Here is a 17,922-nt window from a genome sequence, read left to right as displayed (position 1 = left end):
TGAAATTCTCAGCCCGATGATTTATCCGGTACTAGCCCATTTCTATCATATTCGAATAAAAAAACGGCCTCGATAGAGGCCGCATGGGTGTTCAGAGTTGGTATTGCTGCGCCAGCCGTCGCTTCTGCGCGTATAACGTCAACAATTCCGTCTGACTCTTGCCGGCGTTGTCATAAAACAGGGCCCCACCCTCCTGTAGCGCCACAAACCGCGAGCGAATGCACTGCTCGACAAAATCCAGCCGCTGCAGAGTGAAACGCGAACAGCTCTTGCCGTGCAGGTCATCTTCAATATCCAGCACTTGCGAACGGAAGTTCTCGACCTCAAATAGGCTCTGCAGCGCGTCCGGATCCTGCAACGCCTGTTGCCAGCGGTTGATGAAAGAGAGCACCCAGGCTAATACCGCCGGAGAAGCATTCTGGCTCTGCAACCAAGCCAGCTTCTGCTGATACACCTCGAGAGCCACCTCTTTCAATTCTCGATACAGAGCCAGTTGTGCCGCTGTATCCATGGCCTGGCTATGCCGTAACAACCAGCCAAAGAAGTTTCGGGTCTCGAAGCGCTCACAGGCATGAAACAGCGGATCGCTCTGGCCATTGCTGTTGAAGTCCACCAAGGGATCAAATGGGTACATATAGCCGAAATCGAACAAGCCAATCTGGCCCTGCTCCTCGATGATATTCCCTGGACACAGATCCCATTCCATCAGTCCGGCCTCCTCACAGGCCACGACAGTGCTCAGGATCTGGCGAAAAATATCTGCATTGAAGTGATCGAGCGGCCGCCCCGGCAGCCAGGGCGAGAGGATGATCCCCAAGCGATAATCGGCATACAGGGTAGGAACTATGTGGGTCAGGCGCTTCGCCCAGGCCGGATCCGCTTTGAGACGGGTAAAATCGGCGCGACGCTGGACCTCGTTCAAAAACGAAGTCTCGCCATTGATGTTACGCACCAGAGCCTCGGACCGCCGCTGTTTCAGGGTGTAATGCACGCCACCGACACACAAATGCAGCACCTGCGCCGTCAAGCCGCCGCCAAAGTGTTCCAGCACCAGCGGCGAATCCACAGGCAATCGAGCGAGTTCGGCAGGCGTCAACGGGCAGTTAGCACTATCGCCCACGATCAGGTTCTGATCGCTGGCAACAAAGCCCAGCTGTGCTTGTTGGCGGGCATGGACATGAGCATTCATGGTAAAGATCCTTCCGGGTAATGACAGGGACAACGAGGAGCGGGATGACTTCCAATTCATCTTGCCACCTTCATTCTGGTCGTTCGCGACGGGAGGAGTATCCGCCACTGTGATGGAAGCTGAGGGTGGAAACAGGGCCTGGCGCATTGAGTCCATTGTTTATAGCGCTAAGATAGCCAATATTCGATTAACTCCGGTTCAATTCCGGCACCCGAGTCCACCATGATGATGCAGCCCTCAGCCCAGCCCCTGTCTCTCGCTCCTACGGCGGTCGATGCTCGGGTTGTCCCCCGTTTGTCGACGTTGCTGCATGCCTTAGAGCATCACACCCTCGTCTGTGTCTGTGCCCCTCACGGCTACGATCAGGCCACTCTGTGTCGGGATCTGACGGATCGATGGCCACACCCGGTGTCGCTATGGCCGCAGCTGCCGCAAGACCAAGGTCTGCTGTTGGCCGAACTCGATGCTCTGCCCACCGCGCAACAACAGGTGCTGGCCACCTGGCTGCTCAGTCATCCCTCGCAACCGGCTCTGCTGGTTTCTGCCCCCTGCGCCGCCCTGGAAGGACAACTCAGAACCGGCGGGCTGACCCCGTTACGATTGGATGCCAACTATCTGAGCTGGGGTGAGCCCGAGTTGGCGATGTGGCTGTCGAGCCAGGGGATCTCCATCGCCGAAGCAGAACCCTGGTTGCCGTTCCTGGACGAGTGGCCACTGGCCTGGCAGCTCTGGCAACAAGCCCGTGCTTGCGCAGGCAATACCGCAGCCTTGCTGGAGCGCTGGGGACTGGAGTATCTGGCACAAACCCTGAATCAGTTACCTGCTCCACTACCCGAAGCGCTAGCGCTCCAGGCCGACTATCGGCAACTGGATGAGGCGCGCTTGTTGCAGTTGGCCGGTTGTAGCCGCGGACAGTGGCAGCCACTGCGCTGCCTGTTGCTCAATGCCGGCTGGTTGCTCGAAGAGGCACAAGGCGATCGTTGGCAGCCCTGGATTGCCCAGCTGTTGAGGGTCTGGCGCGAGCAGCCGCACCTCGATTGGGAGCCGCTGAGTCAGTTACTGGCTGACCTCCCCTTGAGCGAGATTATCGAGCTGCTACCGGCCGAGCCTCTGCCGCAACTGGAGCTGTCTTTGCTCTCGCGCATCGGACTGAGCTGCCTGGAGCAGAGCCATGGTTCCTGGCTGGCCTCCCGTCTGGCCGCTCTGCCTCGACTCTGGTTACAGCAACAACCGGGGCTCTGTCTGTTGCAAGCCTGGCTGGAGATGGAAGTCTCGCGGCGTTCGGATCGCGCCGAAGAGCTGCTCAACCGTCTGATGGCGCACCCCTTGCCCGAGGCCGAAGCCCGCAGCGCCCGACTGCTCAAGGCAATGGTCAGCTTCAACTTTGATCATCTGCAATGCGCCATAACCCAGTTGGCCGCACTGGATGATCTGCCGCAATCCTTGCAAGCGCCCTATCAGCTGACCCAGGCCAGTTGTCTGCTCTATACCGGCCAACTGAGCCGGGCGCGCGCCATGCTGGAATTGCTGGTGAGCTGGGCCGATTGCCAGCAGCAATACCACCTCAAGCTGGTGGGCTGGTATCGCCTGGCCCAACTTCATTTCTATCAGGGGGATTGGCAGCAAAGCGGCAAAGTCCTGCAACTGGGGTTGGAGTTTGCCGAACAGCAGGCGCTGATCGAAGATCCGATCCTCGAATCCTATTACCGCTTACAGGCCGAGCTGGCGCTCTATCAGGGACAACCGGATCAAGCCGATTACTGGTTACAGCAAGGCAAATCCATGAGCGCTGGGCTCGGTGATTACTGGCAACTGCCCTATCTGGCCCACCGTTGCCTGACCCTGATCTGGCGCGGAGATATGGCCGAACTCCCCAGCCGCCTGGAGCAACTGGAGCAACAACGATTCAGTCAGCAATATTGCCGACTGTGGCGATTCCGGGTTGGTTATACCCTGGCTCTGGGTTATCAACAACGGGATGACCAAGCGGCACTGGAGCGGCTGGCATTACGCAGTCCCTGGCATACCCAGGTGGATGATCTCTATGATCTGCTGGATAACTTGCTCTATGGCTGGCTGGCTCAGTTACGCGGCACGCCCAAACCGCGCCAGGAGTTACAGCAACTGCAGACGTTGGCCGAGGAGTGGCAGGTGGTTTGGTTAGCCCAGCAATTCCAACTCCTGCAACTGCTACAAGGCGATGGCTCACTGGAATCATGGCAGCAACTACTGAGCTGGCTGGCTGGTCGGGCGGCCTTTATTCCGCTGCTGCTGGCTGGCCCCAAGGTGGTAGCCCCGCTGCAGGAGCTGGCGCGCTGGACACAGATCCGGCCCAGTCTGCTCAGCTTCATCCAGCAGACACTGGATCTGTTGACCCGCCCCTTGCGGGATCCGCAAGCACATTCCGCAGACGATGATCTAAGCCTCCGGCAATGGCAGATCCTGCGGCTGATCGCTCAGGGACTGAGCAATGAACAGATGGCGCAACAGCTGTTTGTGGCCCCCTCGACCATCAAGACCCATATCAATCATCTGTATGCCAAACTCGGGGTGCGCACCCGGGCCGAGGCCCAAGCCGTCGCCCGGCAGCGGCTGGTTGGGAAATAGCGACTCGAGTACCCAGAGCGCCAGCTCCCGATAACCAGCCGCCACAGCGGCATGGGTTATGGCTTAAAGTGATGGCCTAAGGTTTAGGTTGGTAAGCGGCAAATGCCCGGCTAAAGCGCACCTTGAAGCCGTCGTCAGTCTTGGTCAGGGTGTAAATGGGCAGATTATGCTCGTTGGCAAAAATTAGTGCCTTGTCAGCCCCCATCACCATCAAACCGGTATCCAACGCATCGGTATACAGAGCACTCGGCGCAATCACGGTCACTGACACTAGCTTGTGCGTCAATGGCTTACCGGTGGCCGGATCGATAATATGGGAGAAACGTTGGCCATCGAGTTCGTAGTAGTTGCGATAGCTGCCGGCGGTACTGATGCCGTTATCCCCGGGCGTCAACACGTTTTGTACCTGTCCCAGCTCGTCACCGGGTTTCTCGACCGCAATGCGCCACAAGTCGCCCTGGCCGTTGTGCCCCTTGAGTCGCAAGGCTCCGGCAATCTCAACCATGTAATTTTTGATGCCGCGGCCATCCAGCCAGGCCGCAACCTGATCGGCGGCATAGCCTTCGCCCAGGGTCGAGAGATCCACATACAGATCCGGAATATCCTTGCGTACCGTCGCTTTGTCGCTGCCGATCTCGACATGCAATTTATCCAGACCGGTCCGCAACCGAGCGGCGGCGATCTGTTGTTCACTCGGGATCTTGGTCGGACGCTTATCCGGACCGAACCCCCACAGATTCACCAGCGGCCCGACCGTAATGTCCATGGCGCCGCCCGTCATCTTGCCAACCCGCAGGCCTTCGATCAGCACATCGGCCAGATCCTGGGAGATTTCGACCGGTGTGGTGGCTTGATGCTGGTTGAATCGGGAGAGCTCGGAATCCGGCTTGTAGGTCGATAGCTGATGATCGATACGCTGCAGGATCTGCTCGACTTCATGCTGCAGTTGCGGCTCGCCACCCGGGTAGTCGCCGACCACCTTGACCGCATAGTGGGTCCCCATGGTCGGGCCGCTGACTTTCAACTCCGGCAACGCCGAAGAGGGTGCCTCCTTGCAGCCCAGCAACAACAACAGGCCGCAGAGGATCAGGCCACGCACACATACTTGATGACGGTTCACGTTATTCTCCTTACTGGGAGTGAGCAGCACCGAAGGGGCGCTGCACACTCGTTGAGCCTTGTTGCCAGCACATCGCCGCGACATGTTACGGGATGCCGAGCAAGGAAGGGGCCAATCAGCACCCAAGCCACAGATCGCCCATCAGCAGGCATTCCACCCGCCCTGACAGTGGTTTTCAGCTGGTTGATGCCAGCGATGACGACCGATTTGCCGCAAAGACGACAGGTAGTAATCCGACATTCTGCCGCTGGGCTCAGGGCTTACCGACACAAGAGGGGGTGCGCGGTGCCGCTCCCTGCTGCTCCCATTCTGCCGGGGTATAGGTATGCAGGGCCAGAGCGTGGATGATACCGGCCAACTCGGTGGCCAGAACCTGATTCACCGCGCGATGACGCGCCAGCAGGCGTTGCCCTTCGAAGGCTGAACTGACCAGAATCACGTTGAAGTGACTCTCGGAGCCCGGCTCGACACGATGCATATGGCTTTCGTTGAGAACCTCCAGATGGTTCGGGGTAAAAGCCTGCTGCAATTTTTGCTCTATCTGCTGCTGCATCGACATGGCAAGACTCCTGATAACGATGATGAGATGACGACGATGATAAACCAACTCTGGATCCGGACGCCCAGCACCATACCCAGAGCCATGGTCGGACTCAAGATCGGATCGACGCACAACATACAGTGATCACAGGCCGGATGCGTCAGTAGAGATACCGAAATGTCAGATTAATGCGCTCCGCACAGACGCGCCGGGTCTTGGGCAAGGCATGTTGCCAATGGTGCTGCATAGCACCGGCCATCACCAGTAGATCACCATGCTGCAGCAGAAATTCCCGTTTCTCGCCACTTTGTCGGTGCCGAAGCACAAAACGGCGACTCTGACCCAGGCTTAAGGAGGCGATTACCGGGTTCTCCCCCAGCTCCGCCTCATCATCGGCATGCCAGCCCATGCCATCCTGGCCATCCCGATAGCAGTTAAGCAACAGGCTGTTGAAGGGGCTTCCGGTCGCCTGCTCGCACGCCTGCTGGATCGGCAGCAAGCAGGCTGGCAGATCCTGCGCCTGCAAGGTCAAGCCCGAATAGCGGTAATCCCGTGCGCCAAACCAGGCGATGAGTCGAGGCTGCCAGTGCCAGCGGCCGAACAGCCGGATCTGCTCATGACGCCACGCAATCTCGGCCTGCAAACGCTGTTGCAAGGCACTGGCCTGCGGCGCGCCCAGAAACCCCGGCCACCACAGTAGGTCGCCATCCGGCAGCGACAGCCAGTTCCCGGGCTCGGCGCCTATTGTCAGCGGCTCTGCGGGTGCGAAAAGCGGATGTTCCAGCGTCATGCGCCCATTCCTCCTGTTATTCCCGAGACCAGGAACATTGGTGGATCCGGGCCGAGCAGGTAGAATAGCGCCCGTTAATCCATTCTGTCTGTAATGAGTGAGTCATGAACCAAGTTGAATTGGCAGGCCGATGCCTGACGCTGGAGCGCTATCCCGTCAGCCAGGATGCCAACCTGCAGGCGTGGGATGCCACCGACGAATATCTGATGCAGGAGTTGGCCCCCTGGTTGAGCGATGCCTCGACGGCCCCGGTGCTGATCTTCAACGACGGCTTTGGTGCTCTGAGCTGTGCCTTGCACACCTGCAATCCCGTCAGTATCAGCGACTCGTTCCTGAGCCAAGAAGCCACACGCCGCAATCTGCTGGCCAACGGGCTTACCGTGGAATCAGTCACACTATTAGGCTCCCTCGACCCGCTACCCGCGGTCCCGGCATTGGCGGTGATCAAGATCCCCAAGACGCTGGCTCTGCTGGAGCAGCAGTTGCTGGCTTTGCGCCAGGTGGTGACTCCGCAAACCCGGATACTGGCGGGTGGCAAGACCCGGGAGATCCATAACTCCACCCTGGCACTGTTTGAACAGATCCTGGGGCCCACCAAAACCTCTCTGGCCTGGAAAAAATCCCGATTGATCCACACCCAGGTGGTGGAGCGCCCGGCCTTGGCCAATCCCTACCCGACAATATGGGAATTGGATGACAGCGGCTATCGCATTCATAACCATGCCAACGTCTTCTCCCGCGGCAGTCTGGATATTGGCGCTCGCCTCTTCATGGCCCATCTGCCTAGTGGACTGGAAGGTACCATCGCCGATCTGGGCTGTGGCAACGGGGTGATTGGCTTGAGTGCCTTGATGAACAACCCGAATGCTCAACTGCTGTTTATCGACGAATCCCATATGGCCATCGCCTCCAGCCGGTTGAATGTCGAAACCAATCGTCCGACCGATTTGGCTCGCTGCCAATTTATGCTTGGCAATAGCCTGGAACAGGTCGCCACTGATTCCTTGCAAGCCGTGTTGTGCAATCCGCCGTTTCATCAGCAACAAACCATTACCGACCAACTAGCCTGGCAGATGTTCTGTGATGCCGAACGTTGCCTGGTTTCCGGCGGCGAGTTGTGGATCGTGGGGAACCGCCATCTGGGCTATCACATCAAGCTGCAACGTTTATTTGGCAAGGTCGACTGTATTGCCTCTAACCAAAAGTTTGTTATTTTACGCGCAACCAAATCTTAGGAGTTCACATGAAAAGCATACTGTTTGCCTTGCTCGCTCTGACTCTCGGTGGCTGTGCCACCACCTGGCCGGAAAGTGCCAGCCTGAACCCGCAAATCAATGATCAACCGGATAATATCTACAGCGGCAATACCATTGCCATCGACAATCAGGACACCCGTCTGGGTAGCCAGATCATCAAGATCAAAATCAAGAAAGATCCAGAAGTTCTGATCCCGAACAACATCACCCCAGGTGCCGTAATGGCCGATCGTCTAGGTAAAGGGCTTGCCGCCCAAGGCGCCCAGATCTCCGCACAAGGCGATACCCACCTGACACTGATCGTCGATGAGATGCAATCAGAAATCACCAAGCCCGGCCTGGTCTACAAGAGCCGGGTCAGCCTGAAAATCAAGCTGAAGGCTGAACGCAATGGCGCCTCCATCACCAAGGAATATCGCAAGTCGGCGATGAAAGAGAGTGCAACCCAGCCAGATATCGGCGATATCGAACTGCAACTAAATGAACACATCTCCTCCTTGCTCAACGAGATGCTGCAAGACAGCCAACTGCGCAACTACATCAAGGGAAGTAGCTACTGATGAAACACTGGTTACTGACCCTGTTACTGCTCCCCGCCCTGGCCTGTGCTGCAGCCAAAAACCCGGCGCCGGCTCATCCGGCAACACACAATCCCATCGTGTTGATGGAAACCAGCTATGGCACTTTGACCATCGAGCTGGATGCCACCAAGGCACCCAAGTCAGTGGCCAACTTCCTGAGCTATGTGCAGGATGGCAGCTACGACGGTTCACTGTTTCACCGGGTGATCCCGGGATTTGTGGCGCAAGGCGGTGGCTATGATGCCAACTTCCAGATGCTGGCAACCAAAGCGCCAGTGGTCAACGAAGCCCGCAATGGCCTCTCCAACCAGCGCGGCACCATCGCCATGGCCCGCACCCAGGATCCGGACAGTGCCACCCGCCAGTTCTACTTCAACCTGCGGGATAACCTGTCGCTGGATGCCGGCATGGGTGACGGCTATACGGTGTTCGGTCATGTGACCCAGGGGCTGGACGTGCTGGATAAAATTGCCCAGCAACCAACCGGTGATGAAGGGAAACTAGGGGCTAGCGATGTCCCGGTTGAGCCAATCTTTATCAAGCGAGTCAGTCTGAAGAAATAACGCACTGGCCAAGGTCGCAAACAAAAAACCGCCATCTCTGGCGGTTTTTTTATATCGACAACAAGGTCAAGGCTGAGATGACGCTTCCCGCCAGGGCGCTACCTTGAACAGCAACAGCATTCCGGGGACTGCCAATGCGGTGCAGATCCAGAAAAAACCGCTCCAGCCATATTGGGCGACCAGGTAGCCGGTACTGGCATTGAAAAAGGTGCGCGGCACAGCCGCCAGCGAGGTAAACAGCGCAAACTGGGTCGCGGTATAGCGCGGATCCGTGGTCCGGGCGATAAAGGCGGTAAACGCCGCCGTTCCAAGCCCCACCCCCAGGGCCTCGAAACCAATCACCAACCCCAACGCCACAAGATCCGGGCCGGTTCCAGTCAACCAGACAAATCCCAGGATCGACACCAGCTGCACCACCCCGAACAACCACAAGGCGCGGTTGATGCCCAATTTAATCATCCATAAGCCGCCGAGCAGCCCACCGATGACGCTGGCCCAGAGCCCAACGTTTTTGGCGATAATGCCGATCTCGGTCTTGGAGAAGCCCATCTCCATATAAAACGGCGTGGCCAGCGCCGTGGCCATGCTGTCACCCAGCTTGTAGAAGAAGATGAAGGACAAGATGAGCAAGGCGCTACGCCAGCCCTGACGGCTGATAAATTCATGGAAGGGTTCGACCACAGCTTCACGCAAGGTCTTGGGAGCTCGAGCCAGTTGCGGCTCCCGCACCCACACGGTCAACAACAGCCCCGGTACCATAAACAGCGCGGTAATAAGAAAAACCTGCGACCAGGGCAGATGATCCGCCAGGATCAGCGACAGCGAACCCGGCACCAGCCCGGCGATGCGATAGGCATTCACGTGCACCGCATTCCCCAATCCCAGCACCTCATCATCGAGAATTTCCCGGCGAAAGGCATCCAGCACTATGTCCTGACTGGCACTGAAGAACGCTACCCCGAGCGCCAGATAGGCGATGCTCCAGGTATCCATCTGCGGAGTGAAGCAACCAAAGCCAGCAATGGCCGCCAGCAACGCCACTTGGGTCACCAGCATCCAGCCACGACGCCGTCCCATCCCCAGGACTGGAAAGCGATCAATCAGCGGTGACCAGATGAACTTCCAGGTGTAGGGAAACTGGATCAAGGCAAAAAAACCGATGGTCTTGATATCCACCCCTTCGGTCTTGAGCCAAGCGGGGATGAGATTGATCAGCAGATAGAGGGGCAGACCCGAGCTAAAACCGGTGAAGACACAGATCAGCATGCGACGGGAGAACAGGAGTTCCACCCAGGATTTATCACTCATGGAGGCATTCAAATTAACGGTGGAAAGAGCCGCTTACCTTACCGCAAGCCTCCGGTTTGTGCCAACTCGAGTCCGGATGAACCCTTGTAGACACAGGGTCGGCGACACCGTTGTGCTTCAGGAAGGCATCCCCATCGACCACCTCGCCTATTTGACCTGCACGTTGATGTCACGAAGTGTGGAGGAAAACGTTTATTTAATAGCCACTTTTCAGCTTTCCTCTCGTTATGCTGGAAAAAAATGCAAAAATCGCGCGGTTCGCCAACGATTTTCAGGGGCTACGGCTTCTCATGAGAGGTGGCGCACAATAAAATGCCGCCGCGCTTTTGAGTTTAATAAAAATGAGCGCTACGGAATCCAACAAGAACGTTACGAGACGAGAGAAACAAAATGGCCAAATTCAACGCTACCCTGCTGGCGATCACTGTGGCTGCTGCCATGGCGACCCCGGCGTTTGCCGCCGATTACAGCGATGGCAATACCCATAAAAATGATTACAAGTGGATGCAGTTCAACCTGATGCGCAGCCAAGGCGCCAAGATCCCGTTCGGTGCCCAGGATGACACCTATGCCGAAATGGAATTCGGGGGCCGCTCCGGCATTTTCGATCTGTATGGCTACGTCGATTTCTTCGACCTGTTCCAGAGCAACAGTGATGATCGCCACGGCGGCGACAACATGTTCGCCAAAATTGCCCCGCGTATGTCTCTGGATGGTTTGACTGGCAAGGATCTCTCCTTCGGTCCAGTGAAAGAGTTATACATTGCCAACGTCAATAACATCGGCGACAAGGCACTGTTTGAACACTACATCGGTATCGGTTCCGATGTGGAGATGCCCTGGTTCGGTAAGATGGGTCTGAATGCCTATGCCCGTTATGTTCGTGAAAACTATGGCGCGGCCAATGAAAACCAGTGGGATGGCTATATGGTCTCCACCAATTGGTTCAAACCATTCGCCAACTTCAGTAACGGCTCCTTCATCGCCTATCAGGGTTACCTGGACTATAAGTTTGGCGCTAACGATGTAAGTGATGACGGCCTGCACAGCTCCACCTCCATGGAGTGGTTCAACGGTATTTACTGGCATTCCGACCGTTATGCCGTCGGTTACGGTCTGAAGTACTTCAAAGATATGGCACTGGTCAAAGATGGCAGCCCGATCGGGAATCAGGACACCACCGGCTTCGGTCACTATTTCGATGTGACCTACAAGTTCTAATCGCCCCGTTGCGATAACAAAAAACCGGAGCAGATGCTCCGGTTTTTTTTATCTTATCAGCCAGGCTTGAGGCTTAATCGCGGAAGTTGGTGAACTGGAAGGGTTGCCCCAGATCGGCACCGCGGACCAGCGCCATCACGTCTTGCAAATCATCGCGCTTCTTGCCGGTGACCCGTACTTCATCACCCTGAATGGCCGCTTGAACCTTGACCTTGGAATCCTTGATCAGCTTGACCAGCTTCTTGGCCATATCGCTTTCAATGCCTTCCTTGAGAGTGACTTCCAGGAAATAGCGGCGTCCCGAGTGTTCCGGCTCGCCAATATCCAGGCAACTGGCGTCAATATTGCGCTTGATCACCTTGTCACGCAGAATTTCAACCATCTGCTTGAGCTGGAAATCAGCATCCGCAGCCAGTTTAATCACCTCTTTATTCAATTCGAATGAGGCTTCCACACCACGAAAATCGAAACGGGTCTGCAGTTCGCGATTGGCATTCTCCACCGCATTCTGCACCTCGTTCATGGCTACTTCAGAGACGATGTCAAAAGAGGGCATGATAGGTTCCTGTGTTCATATAAAGGCCGGTAATCTATCAGAAAAGAGCACAACACTGAATGGGTCTCTCTGTTAGAATCCTGCAAAGGACACCATTCGGAACCATAATTCCTGACCGCTAGGATCCGGCACCAGGCCATGCCCCCACCGGGTACCGACGGGGGCTGCCGAAACAGTGGGGCCATACCGATTCTATGCCTAATATGGTAGAGGGTGACTTCGCCGATAAGTGCGCGCGAAGCCGACTGACGATGATAATCACGGGAGAAGGAAGATGAAGCACTGGACCCTGTTCGGCTGCGGAGCACTGGGAGGCGTCATGGCCGGACTACTGGCACAAGCCGGACATCAGGTCAGCCTGTTGCGTACCTTTCCTCCCCAGCAGGTGCCCCAAGAGGTGAAACACCCCCTGCTGCTGAGCTGGTGGGATCTTGAAGGCCAGCATCATGAATTCAACCCTGATTTCTTGCAAACCAAAGATGCAGCCAACATCAGCCTGCTCCTGGTCACCACCAAGGTGTACCAGGTGCAAGTTGCGATGGAGCCTCTCATCGGCCAATTGCCGGAGGCCACACCGATACTGCTGTTACATAACGGCATGGGCACCGAAGCCTGGGTCAAACGCGCCTTCCCTGCTAATCCGCTCCTGATCGGCATCACCAGTAATGGCGCCTTGCGTCTGAGCGCCGAGGAGTTTCGCCATACTGGCAGTGGGGAAACCTGGTTCGGAGCCGGCAACGCCGCAGGGAACGACTGGCGAGGTGTGGTGGATGTGCTGGCACAAGCCCTGCCCCACGCGGCCTGGAGTGATGAGATCCGCATGAAGCAATGGGAGAAGTTGGTCATCAACGCCATCATCAACCCGCTGACCGCCTTGAGCGGCGAAACCAACGGCTCTCTGCTCACCCGTCAGGAAGAGGTGGAAGCGCTCTGTCACGAACTCATGCCCCTGCTCCAGCGCGAAGGGTTCAACCTGCCCGAGGAAGCCTGGGTCTCCCGGGTGATGGCGGTCGCCGCAGCCACAGCGTCAAACTACTCCTCCATGCAGCAGGACTTAGTCGCCGGACGCCCCACCGAAATCGACTATATCACCGGCTATATCTTGCGCGAGGCCCAACCGCTGGGTCTGCATATGCCTTTGCACCAGCAGTTGTATGATGCCATCAGCCATCGGAGCCCTATTGCTTCGGGTATCTCAAATTTTTCCATCTGACAGGGCCGATACGGCCAAGGAGTCATTATGTCCCATCACGCGTTAGTGGTACTGGCCCCCGGCTGTGAAGAGCTGGAAGCCGTTGCCAGCATCGATACGCTAGTTCGCGGTGGCATCCAGGTCACAGCGGCCTCCATTTGTCCCCAGGGGCGCTTGCAGATCACCGCCTCCCGCGGCGTCAAGTTGGTCGCCGATGTACTGCTGGAGTCGGTTGCCGAGCAGCCGTTTGATCTCATCCTGCTCCCTGGCGGTCTGCCAGGCGCTGAATACCTGCGCGACAATCCGCTGCTTATCCACATGCTCAAGGCGCAACGGGCGCGCGGCGGCTGGCGGGCGGCTATCTGTGCCTCACCGGCGCTGGTGCTGGCACATCATGATCTGATTGGCCCGGCCAAGGTCACCGGCTATCCGGGCACCGAAGGACAATTACCAGCCAGCGGCTTCATCGCCCAGGCGGTCGTGGTGGATGAGCCTGAACGGCTGATTACCAGCCAGGGACCTGGCACCAGCATGGCGTTTGCGTTGGCAGCGGTACGGGTTCTGGAAGGCGATACCATAGCCGACAAGGTGGCAGCAGGCATGTTGTTGAAATAAGGCAAACAGCAGCGGCGGTGGAGACTCGGTTCGGTGCCGACTCCATCGCCAGCATCTTGTTCAGATAGGACTCTCTTTTCCCAGTTCCTGCACGATAGTGGCAATGCTCAATAGCAAAGCGGAACGAACCATCTGGTCCTGCCGATCCAGCTGCATCTGGTATAACAGCTTGTCATCATCGGCGGCCAGAGTCGGTAGTTCGGGGATCCCCAGACTCTGAAAGCAATGCAGACGTTTGAGACGGGTAAACAGCGCCTCATCACTGAAGCGGTAATTGCGAATATCATCCCCCAACCAGTCCCGTAATTTGATACAGAGCTCCAGGTCCTGGTAGGTCTCCAGAGAGAACATCCCCAGCGCCAGCATCAATTTCAGCCGTACGCTCAGCTCGGAAAGAGGCCCCTGTCGATTCAACAGCGGTTCAATCGCATATTTGACCGCAAACTCTTCCTGCCGAAACGCACTGCGTAACAGGTGGTCCGCGCCTTCTTCGATCACCGCAACCACTTCGAGAAAAAATCCTCGCGGGTTATCTGCCGGAGCCAGGCGTTCGAAGAGTTCATCTTCTTGGGTTACATAAGTCATAGATTGTTATTTTATTCGGGAAGACCAGTGATGATGGCGGCGGTTGCCATACCTGCCGCCATCCGATTCGGGCTATTCTTGCCCACGCTTTATCTCATCGATTTTTCATATCCTGATACAGGCGCACAATCTGCAGGATCTGCGGCTCATACAAGCCCAGTCCGGTTACTCGCACCAGTGTACTGGCAACGCCCTCATTCTGGATCATCTGTTGTAACTCAACCGCTTGCGGATCGGTCTCGTTGCGATAGCACAGCGCCGCCGCAATCCCTTCCAGCAGGGCATCATGCTCCAGACCGTATTCCAGAGTGCCCAGCAAGGGTTTGATCAACCGATCATCCGCACCCAGCTTGCGCAGGGGCTGGCGTCCGACCCGGTCGATCTCGTCCACCAGATAGGGATTGGCAAAACGACCGAGGATCTTCTCGATATAGGCATGGTGCAGCTGACGATCAAAGCCATAGCGACGGACCAGCACTTCACCACTTTGTTGCATGGCTCGGCGCACCTTCTCCTGAATAACCACATCGGCAATCGCCTCCCGAATGGTGCTGTAACCCGCCAAAGCACCGAGATAGGCGGTGATGCAGTGGCCAGTATTCAGGGTAAACAGCTTGCGCTCGACGAAGGCAATCAGATTGCCAGTCAATTCCATGCCCGTCACCGCCGGGACTTGTCCCTTAAACTGGGTTTGATCGACGATCCATTCACTAAAGCTTTCGACCGTGACCTCCAGCGGATCATCGTTCGCCGCCGCGGCAGGAGGCACTATCCGATCCACCGCCGAATCCACAAAGCCGACACACTGCTCCAACCGCTCATGGTAAGCCTCGGGCAGACGCGCCAGTACTGCGCTCTTGAGGTGGGTGGTACCGCGCACCATGTTTTCACAAGCAATAATGTTCAACGGTGTCAGATTGCCATCATCAAAACGTAGCTGCAGACCGCTGGCCAAGGTCGCCGCGATCTTGTCCAGGATCATGGGACCTACGGCGGTGGTGATGAGATCCGCCTGGCGGATCCGATCAATCACCTCACCGCTATTGGCGTTGACCGCTACTATGCGGCTGACCACATCAATCTGATGCTGGCTGCCGACCACATGCACCTTATATTGTTGGGAGTGGTTGAGCTGATCCACCAGCTCGGCATTGGCATCGGCGAAGGTGAGTTCCGCCTTCGACTCCGCCAGCAATTTACCGATAAAACCACGACCAATGTTTCCAGCACCAAAATGCAGGGCTTTCATATCTAGATTCCTTGAAGCAAAGAGAGTGACGGGTGTGGCACCCGGGGCACCACACCCCTGTAATCAGGCGGCGCGATGACCACTCAGCAGATCCAGCACAAACTGCGGATCCCGGGTTGTCGCCAGTTGCTCGATCAATGAGGGATCATCCAGCGCATTGGTCAGGTTGGTAATCACCTGTATATGCTCGTCATTGCCGGCCGCGATGCCGATGACCAGGCGGGCAACATCATCCTTATCCGCACCGAACTGCACGCCAGCCGGGTATTGGCAGATCACCACTCCAGTACGCTTGACCTTGTCTTTTGCTTCAATGGTGCCGTGGGGAACGGCAATCGATTCTCCCAGATAGGTAGACACCAACTGCTCCCGTTGCAGCATGGCAGTAATATATTCCGGCTCGACATAGCCTCCCTTGACCAGCATCTCGCCCGCCACCCGAATCGCGGTTTCTTTGTCCTTGGCATGCAAGCCCAGACGAATATTGTCCGCACTCAGAGTGAATAGCGGTGTCGTGGTCGCTTGGTAGTCATCGTCATTGGCGGCAATGGATAGCGTCTGCTGATACTGATCGTCATTGGCCGCCTTGAGGCTACTGATAAGCCCCTGATAGAGCCCATTATCCAGAAAATTATCCAGGGAAATATGGCGGGCGTGAGGTGCATGGCGACGAGCCCGCTCGGTCAAGTCCCGGTGGGTAATCACCAGATCGGCACTCTCGTCCAGATTGTTGATCGCCAAGTTGGTCACCTTGATGGGCAGACCGGCCTCTTGCACTTTCTTGCGCAGCAGGCTGGCTCCCATGGCACTGGATCCCATACCGGCATCACAGGCCACCACGATGCGTTCGATCCCTTGATAGTTCATCGGGCCCGAGGTGGCAGAAGTGGTTGCCGAAGACTTGGCGGCAGCCGGAACAGCACCCTTGCTGCCCGCCTTCATCGCCTTCATCTTGCGGGTGGCGCCATCCAAGTCATCCTCATGTTGGGAGCTCGGTTGTTGCACGCGCAGGAACAGCGCCGCCACCAGGAAGGAGACCGTCGTAGCGGCCAGGATTGCGGCCAGAACACCCAGCAGAGAATCTTTTGGCGTCATCAGCAACACAGCAAAGATGGAGCCTGGAGAGGCCGGAGAAACCAGACCGGCGTCAAACAGGGTCAGGGTGAAGACCCCGGTCATACCACCGGCAATCACCGCCAGGATCAGACGCGGGTTCATCAGGACGTACGGGAAGTAAATCTCGTGGATCCCCCCCAGAAAATGGATGATGGAAGCACCGGCAGCGGATTGCTTGGCATTACCACGCCCAAATACCATGTAGGCCAGCAGAATACCGAACCCAGGACCCGGGTTGGCTTCGATCAGGAAGAAAATCGACTTGCCATGCTCGGTCGCCTGCTGGATCCCCAGTGGCGAGAAGATGCCGTGGTTGATGGCGTTGTTCAGGAACAGGATCTTCGCCGGTTCGACAAAAATCGAGGTCAGAGGCAGCAGGTGGTTTTCCACCAACACCGCAACCCCACCCGCCAGCATGCCGGAGAGCAGTTTGACAAAGGGGCCTATGAGGTAGAAGGAGAGTATTGCCAGCAACATGCCGATAATGCCGGCCGAGAAATTGTTGACCAGCATTTCAAAACCGCTTTTGACTTTGCCATCAATCACACGGTCAAAACGCTTGATCACCCAGCCGCCCAGAGGACCAACCATCATGGCACCCATGAACATGGGAATATCGGTACCGACGATCACCCCCATGGTGGTCACGGCGCCGACGATACCGCCACGTTCACCACCGACCAGCTTACCGCCGGTATACCCAATCAGCAGCGGCAGCAGGTAGGTAATCATAGGGCCGACCATCTTGGCCAGTGCCTCATTGGGCAACCAGCCGGTCGGAATAAATAAGGCGGTCAGAAAGCCCCAGGCGATAAACGCCCCTATATTTGGCATGACCATGTTGGACAGGAAGCGGCCAAAATTCTGTATCTTGACCTTAGTATCTGGTGATAGCATAACAACACCCCGTTTGAAGCTTTGTTGAATGGTTGAGTGGTGGGGAGACCAGGTTTTGCCGAACCTGGAACTCCTGAACTTCGTGCACCTTGAATGTACCACTCTCCTGAAAACGTTGCCGATGACGGGTTTTTTTTGCGATCCGGGTCACCATACCGCAGGGTTAGCCCCGACAGAGCAGAGATCCAGATCACGAATTTAAGCCTGTGAATTGTAATGAAGGCGTTAAATCAGCACTTTTATGTGATGCGTATCACACACAACCCCTCCTGCCACGCACCCCGTCAAGGTGATCCGCGTCACGAAATCGACAAATATAGCCAATTGAGCACTATTTGAGCGCCCTCCTTTCGGGTCCGTTGCCATAGATTTCACTCAGAAGCTGTTTTCAAATGAATCGAAATATCGAATCGCGCACCATTCCCCGCAGGCATTGCGGATTTATCCCTGCGCCTGGCTAATAACATCATGTCGATCGGCCAATAACATCATGCCGATCACTATTTTTCTGCCCGCGTTTATAGCGTCTTTCTTTT

General features: G+C 56.6%; 16 protein-coding genes. 7 read left to right on the top strand and 9 right to left on the bottom strand.

Annotated elements, in window-relative coordinates:
- Positions 1–91 precede the first annotated feature (91 nt).
- A complete protein-coding gene (locus ACYVG7_RS17545) occupies positions 92–1,189 on the bottom strand; it encodes a protein kinase family protein (protein WP_460884380.1) in 1,098 nt (365 codons plus the stop codon).
- Between the two features lie 222 nt (positions 1,190–1,411).
- Between ACYVG7_RS17545 and ACYVG7_RS17540 the strand changes: the two genes are divergently transcribed.
- Complete coding sequence (locus ACYVG7_RS17540; RefSeq protein WP_460884379.1) at positions 1,412–3,796, top strand: LuxR C-terminal-related transcriptional regulator; 2,385 nt, start codon at positions 1,412–1,414, stop codon at positions 3,794–3,796.
- Positions 3,797–3,872: 76 nt separating this feature from the next.
- Here the strand turns inward: ACYVG7_RS17540 and ACYVG7_RS17535 are convergent, their stop codons facing one another.
- From ACYVG7_RS17535 to ACYVG7_RS17525, 3 genes are all read right to left on the bottom strand, one after another.
- A complete protein-coding gene (locus ACYVG7_RS17535; protein WP_460884378.1) occupies positions 3,873–4,916 on the bottom strand; it encodes an FAD:protein FMN transferase in 1,044 nt (347 codons plus the stop codon).
- Positions 4,917–5,169: 253 nt separating this feature from the next.
- Positions 5,170–5,475, bottom strand: coding sequence for a BolA family protein (locus ACYVG7_RS17530; protein ID WP_460884377.1), 306 nt, complete (start codon positions 5,473–5,475; stop codon positions 5,170–5,172).
- Positions 5,476–5,617: 142 nt separating this feature from the next.
- On the bottom strand, positions 5,618–6,247 hold the full coding sequence (locus tag ACYVG7_RS17525; RefSeq protein WP_460884376.1) for an alpha-ketoglutarate-dependent dioxygenase AlkB family protein: 630 nt from the start codon (positions 6,245–6,247) through the stop codon (positions 5,618–5,620).
- A 104-nt stretch (positions 6,248–6,351) separates the two neighbouring features.
- On the opposite strand from ACYVG7_RS17525, the gene rlmG reads away from it, so the two are divergent.
- From rlmG to ACYVG7_RS17510, 3 genes are read left to right on the top strand one after another with little or no spacing between them, the layout of a single operon-like run.
- Positions 6,352–7,482 (top strand): 23S rRNA (guanine(1835)-N(2))-methyltransferase RlmG, encoded by a 1,131-nt coding sequence (gene rlmG / locus ACYVG7_RS17520; protein WP_460884375.1) that lies wholly within the window; start codon positions 6,352–6,354, stop codon positions 7,480–7,482.
- Positions 7,483–7,490: 8 nt separating this feature from the next.
- Positions 7,491–8,063: a YajG family lipoprotein gene (locus tag ACYVG7_RS17515; RefSeq protein WP_460884374.1), complete on the top strand. Its 573-nt coding sequence runs from the start codon at positions 7,491–7,493 to the stop codon at positions 8,061–8,063.
- A complete protein-coding gene (locus ACYVG7_RS17510; RefSeq protein ID WP_460884402.1) occupies positions 8,060–8,647 on the top strand; it encodes a peptidylprolyl isomerase in 588 nt (195 codons plus the stop codon). Before ACYVG7_RS17515 ends, ACYVG7_RS17510 begins: the two co-directional genes overlap by 4 nt.
- Positions 8,648–8,713: 66 nt before the next feature.
- Here the strand turns inward: ACYVG7_RS17510 and ACYVG7_RS17505 are convergent, their stop codons facing one another.
- Positions 8,714–9,955 carry an AmpG family muropeptide MFS transporter gene (locus tag ACYVG7_RS17505; RefSeq protein WP_460884373.1) on the bottom strand — a complete coding sequence of 414 codons (1,242 nt, stop codon included), beginning with the start codon at positions 9,953–9,955 and terminating at the stop codon, positions 8,714–8,716.
- A gap of 390 nt (positions 9,956–10,345) precedes the next feature.
- On the opposite strand from ACYVG7_RS17505, the gene ACYVG7_RS17500 reads away from it, so the two are divergent.
- Positions 10,346–11,176, top strand: coding sequence for a nucleoside-specific channel-forming Tsx family protein (locus ACYVG7_RS17500; RefSeq protein ID WP_460884372.1), 831 nt, complete (start codon positions 10,346–10,348; stop codon positions 11,174–11,176).
- A 73-nt stretch (positions 11,177–11,249) separates the two neighbouring features.
- On the opposite strand, the gene ACYVG7_RS17495 is transcribed toward ACYVG7_RS17500, so the two are convergent.
- A complete protein-coding gene (locus ACYVG7_RS17495; protein WP_460884371.1) occupies positions 11,250–11,732 on the bottom strand; it encodes a YajQ family cyclic di-GMP-binding protein in 483 nt (160 codons plus the stop codon).
- Positions 11,733–12,006: 274 nt separating this feature from the next.
- Here ACYVG7_RS17495 and ACYVG7_RS17490 point away from each other — a divergent pair, with 274 nt between their 5' ends.
- Together ACYVG7_RS17490 and ACYVG7_RS17485 are read left to right on the top strand one after the other, a co-directional pair.
- Positions 12,007–12,945, top strand: coding sequence for a ketopantoate reductase family protein (locus ACYVG7_RS17490; RefSeq protein WP_460884370.1), 939 nt, complete (start codon positions 12,007–12,009; stop codon positions 12,943–12,945).
- 27 nt (positions 12,946–12,972) lie between these two features.
- Positions 12,973–13,539 carry a DJ-1 family glyoxalase III gene (locus ACYVG7_RS17485; protein ID WP_460884369.1) on the top strand — a complete coding sequence of 189 codons (567 nt, stop codon included), beginning with the start codon at positions 12,973–12,975 and terminating at the stop codon, positions 13,537–13,539.
- A gap of 60 nt (positions 13,540–13,599) precedes the next feature.
- On the opposite strand, the gene ACYVG7_RS17480 is transcribed toward ACYVG7_RS17485, so the two are convergent.
- The 3 genes from ACYVG7_RS17480 to ACYVG7_RS17470 all read right to left on the bottom strand — a co-directional run bounded on the left by ACYVG7_RS17480 (position 13,600) and on the right by ACYVG7_RS17470 (position 17,386).
- Positions 13,600–14,124, bottom strand: a complete 525-nt coding sequence (locus tag ACYVG7_RS17480; protein WP_460884368.1) for an MltR family transcriptional regulator — start codon at positions 14,122–14,124, stop codon at positions 13,600–13,602.
- A 94-nt stretch (positions 14,125–14,218) separates the two neighbouring features.
- Positions 14,219–15,373: a mannitol-1-phosphate 5-dehydrogenase gene (locus ACYVG7_RS17475; RefSeq protein WP_460884367.1), complete on the bottom strand. Its 1,155-nt coding sequence runs from the start codon at positions 15,371–15,373 to the stop codon at positions 14,219–14,221.
- Positions 15,374–15,436: 63 nt separating this feature from the next.
- Positions 15,437–17,386, bottom strand: coding sequence for a PTS mannitol transporter subunit IICBA (locus ACYVG7_RS17470; RefSeq protein ID WP_460884366.1), 1,950 nt, complete (start codon positions 17,384–17,386; stop codon positions 15,437–15,439).
- Positions 17,387–17,922: the final 536 nt, after the last annotated feature.

Source organism: Pseudaeromonas pectinilytica (assembly GCF_054780855.1).
Note: the sequence above shows the minus strand (reverse complement) of the source record. Positions and strands in the feature narration are given on the sequence as shown.

What these genes read in the sequence shown, in the direction of transcription:
- ACYVG7_RS17540 (WP_460884379.1), top strand. Translation starts at nt 1,412, where the DNA reads ATGATGATGCAGCCCTCAGCCCAGCCCCTGTCTCTCGCTCCTACGGCG.
- ACYVG7_RS17545 (WP_460884380.1), bottom strand. Translation starts at nt 1,189, where the DNA reads ATGAATGCTCATGTCCATGCCCGCCAACAAGCACAGCTGGGCTTTGTT.
- ACYVG7_RS17480 (WP_460884368.1), bottom strand. Translation starts at nt 14,124, where the DNA reads ATGACTTATGTAACCCAAGAAGATGAACTCTTCGAACGCCTGGCTCCG.
- rlmG (WP_460884375.1), top strand. Translation starts at nt 6,352, where the DNA reads ATGAACCAAGTTGAATTGGCAGGCCGATGCCTGACGCTGGAGCGCTAT.
- ACYVG7_RS17525 (WP_460884376.1), bottom strand. Translation starts at nt 6,247, where the DNA reads ATGACGCTGGAACATCCGCTTTTCGCACCCGCAGAGCCGCTGACAATA.
- ACYVG7_RS17490 (WP_460884370.1), top strand. Translation starts at nt 12,007, where the DNA reads ATGAAGCACTGGACCCTGTTCGGCTGCGGAGCACTGGGAGGCGTCATG.
- ACYVG7_RS17515 (WP_460884374.1), top strand. Translation starts at nt 7,491, where the DNA reads ATGAAAAGCATACTGTTTGCCTTGCTCGCTCTGACTCTCGGTGGCTGT.
- ACYVG7_RS17500 (WP_460884372.1), top strand. Translation starts at nt 10,346, where the DNA reads ATGGCCAAATTCAACGCTACCCTGCTGGCGATCACTGTGGCTGCTGCC.
- ACYVG7_RS17475 (WP_460884367.1), bottom strand. Translation starts at nt 15,373, where the DNA reads ATGAAAGCCCTGCATTTTGGTGCTGGAAACATTGGTCGTGGTTTTATC.
- ACYVG7_RS17485 (WP_460884369.1), top strand. Translation starts at nt 12,973, where the DNA reads ATGTCCCATCACGCGTTAGTGGTACTGGCCCCCGGCTGTGAAGAGCTG.
- ACYVG7_RS17495 (WP_460884371.1), bottom strand. Translation starts at nt 11,732, where the DNA reads ATGCCCTCTTTTGACATCGTCTCTGAAGTAGCCATGAACGAGGTGCAG.
- ACYVG7_RS17470 (WP_460884366.1), bottom strand. Translation starts at nt 17,386, where the DNA reads ATGCTATCACCAGATACTAAGGTCAAGATACAGAATTTTGGCCGCTTC.
- ACYVG7_RS17530 (WP_460884377.1), bottom strand. Translation starts at nt 5,475, where the DNA reads ATGTCGATGCAGCAGCAGATAGAGCAAAAATTGCAGCAGGCTTTTACC.
- ACYVG7_RS17505 (WP_460884373.1), bottom strand. Translation starts at nt 9,955, where the DNA reads ATGAGTGATAAATCCTGGGTGGAACTCCTGTTCTCCCGTCGCATGCTG.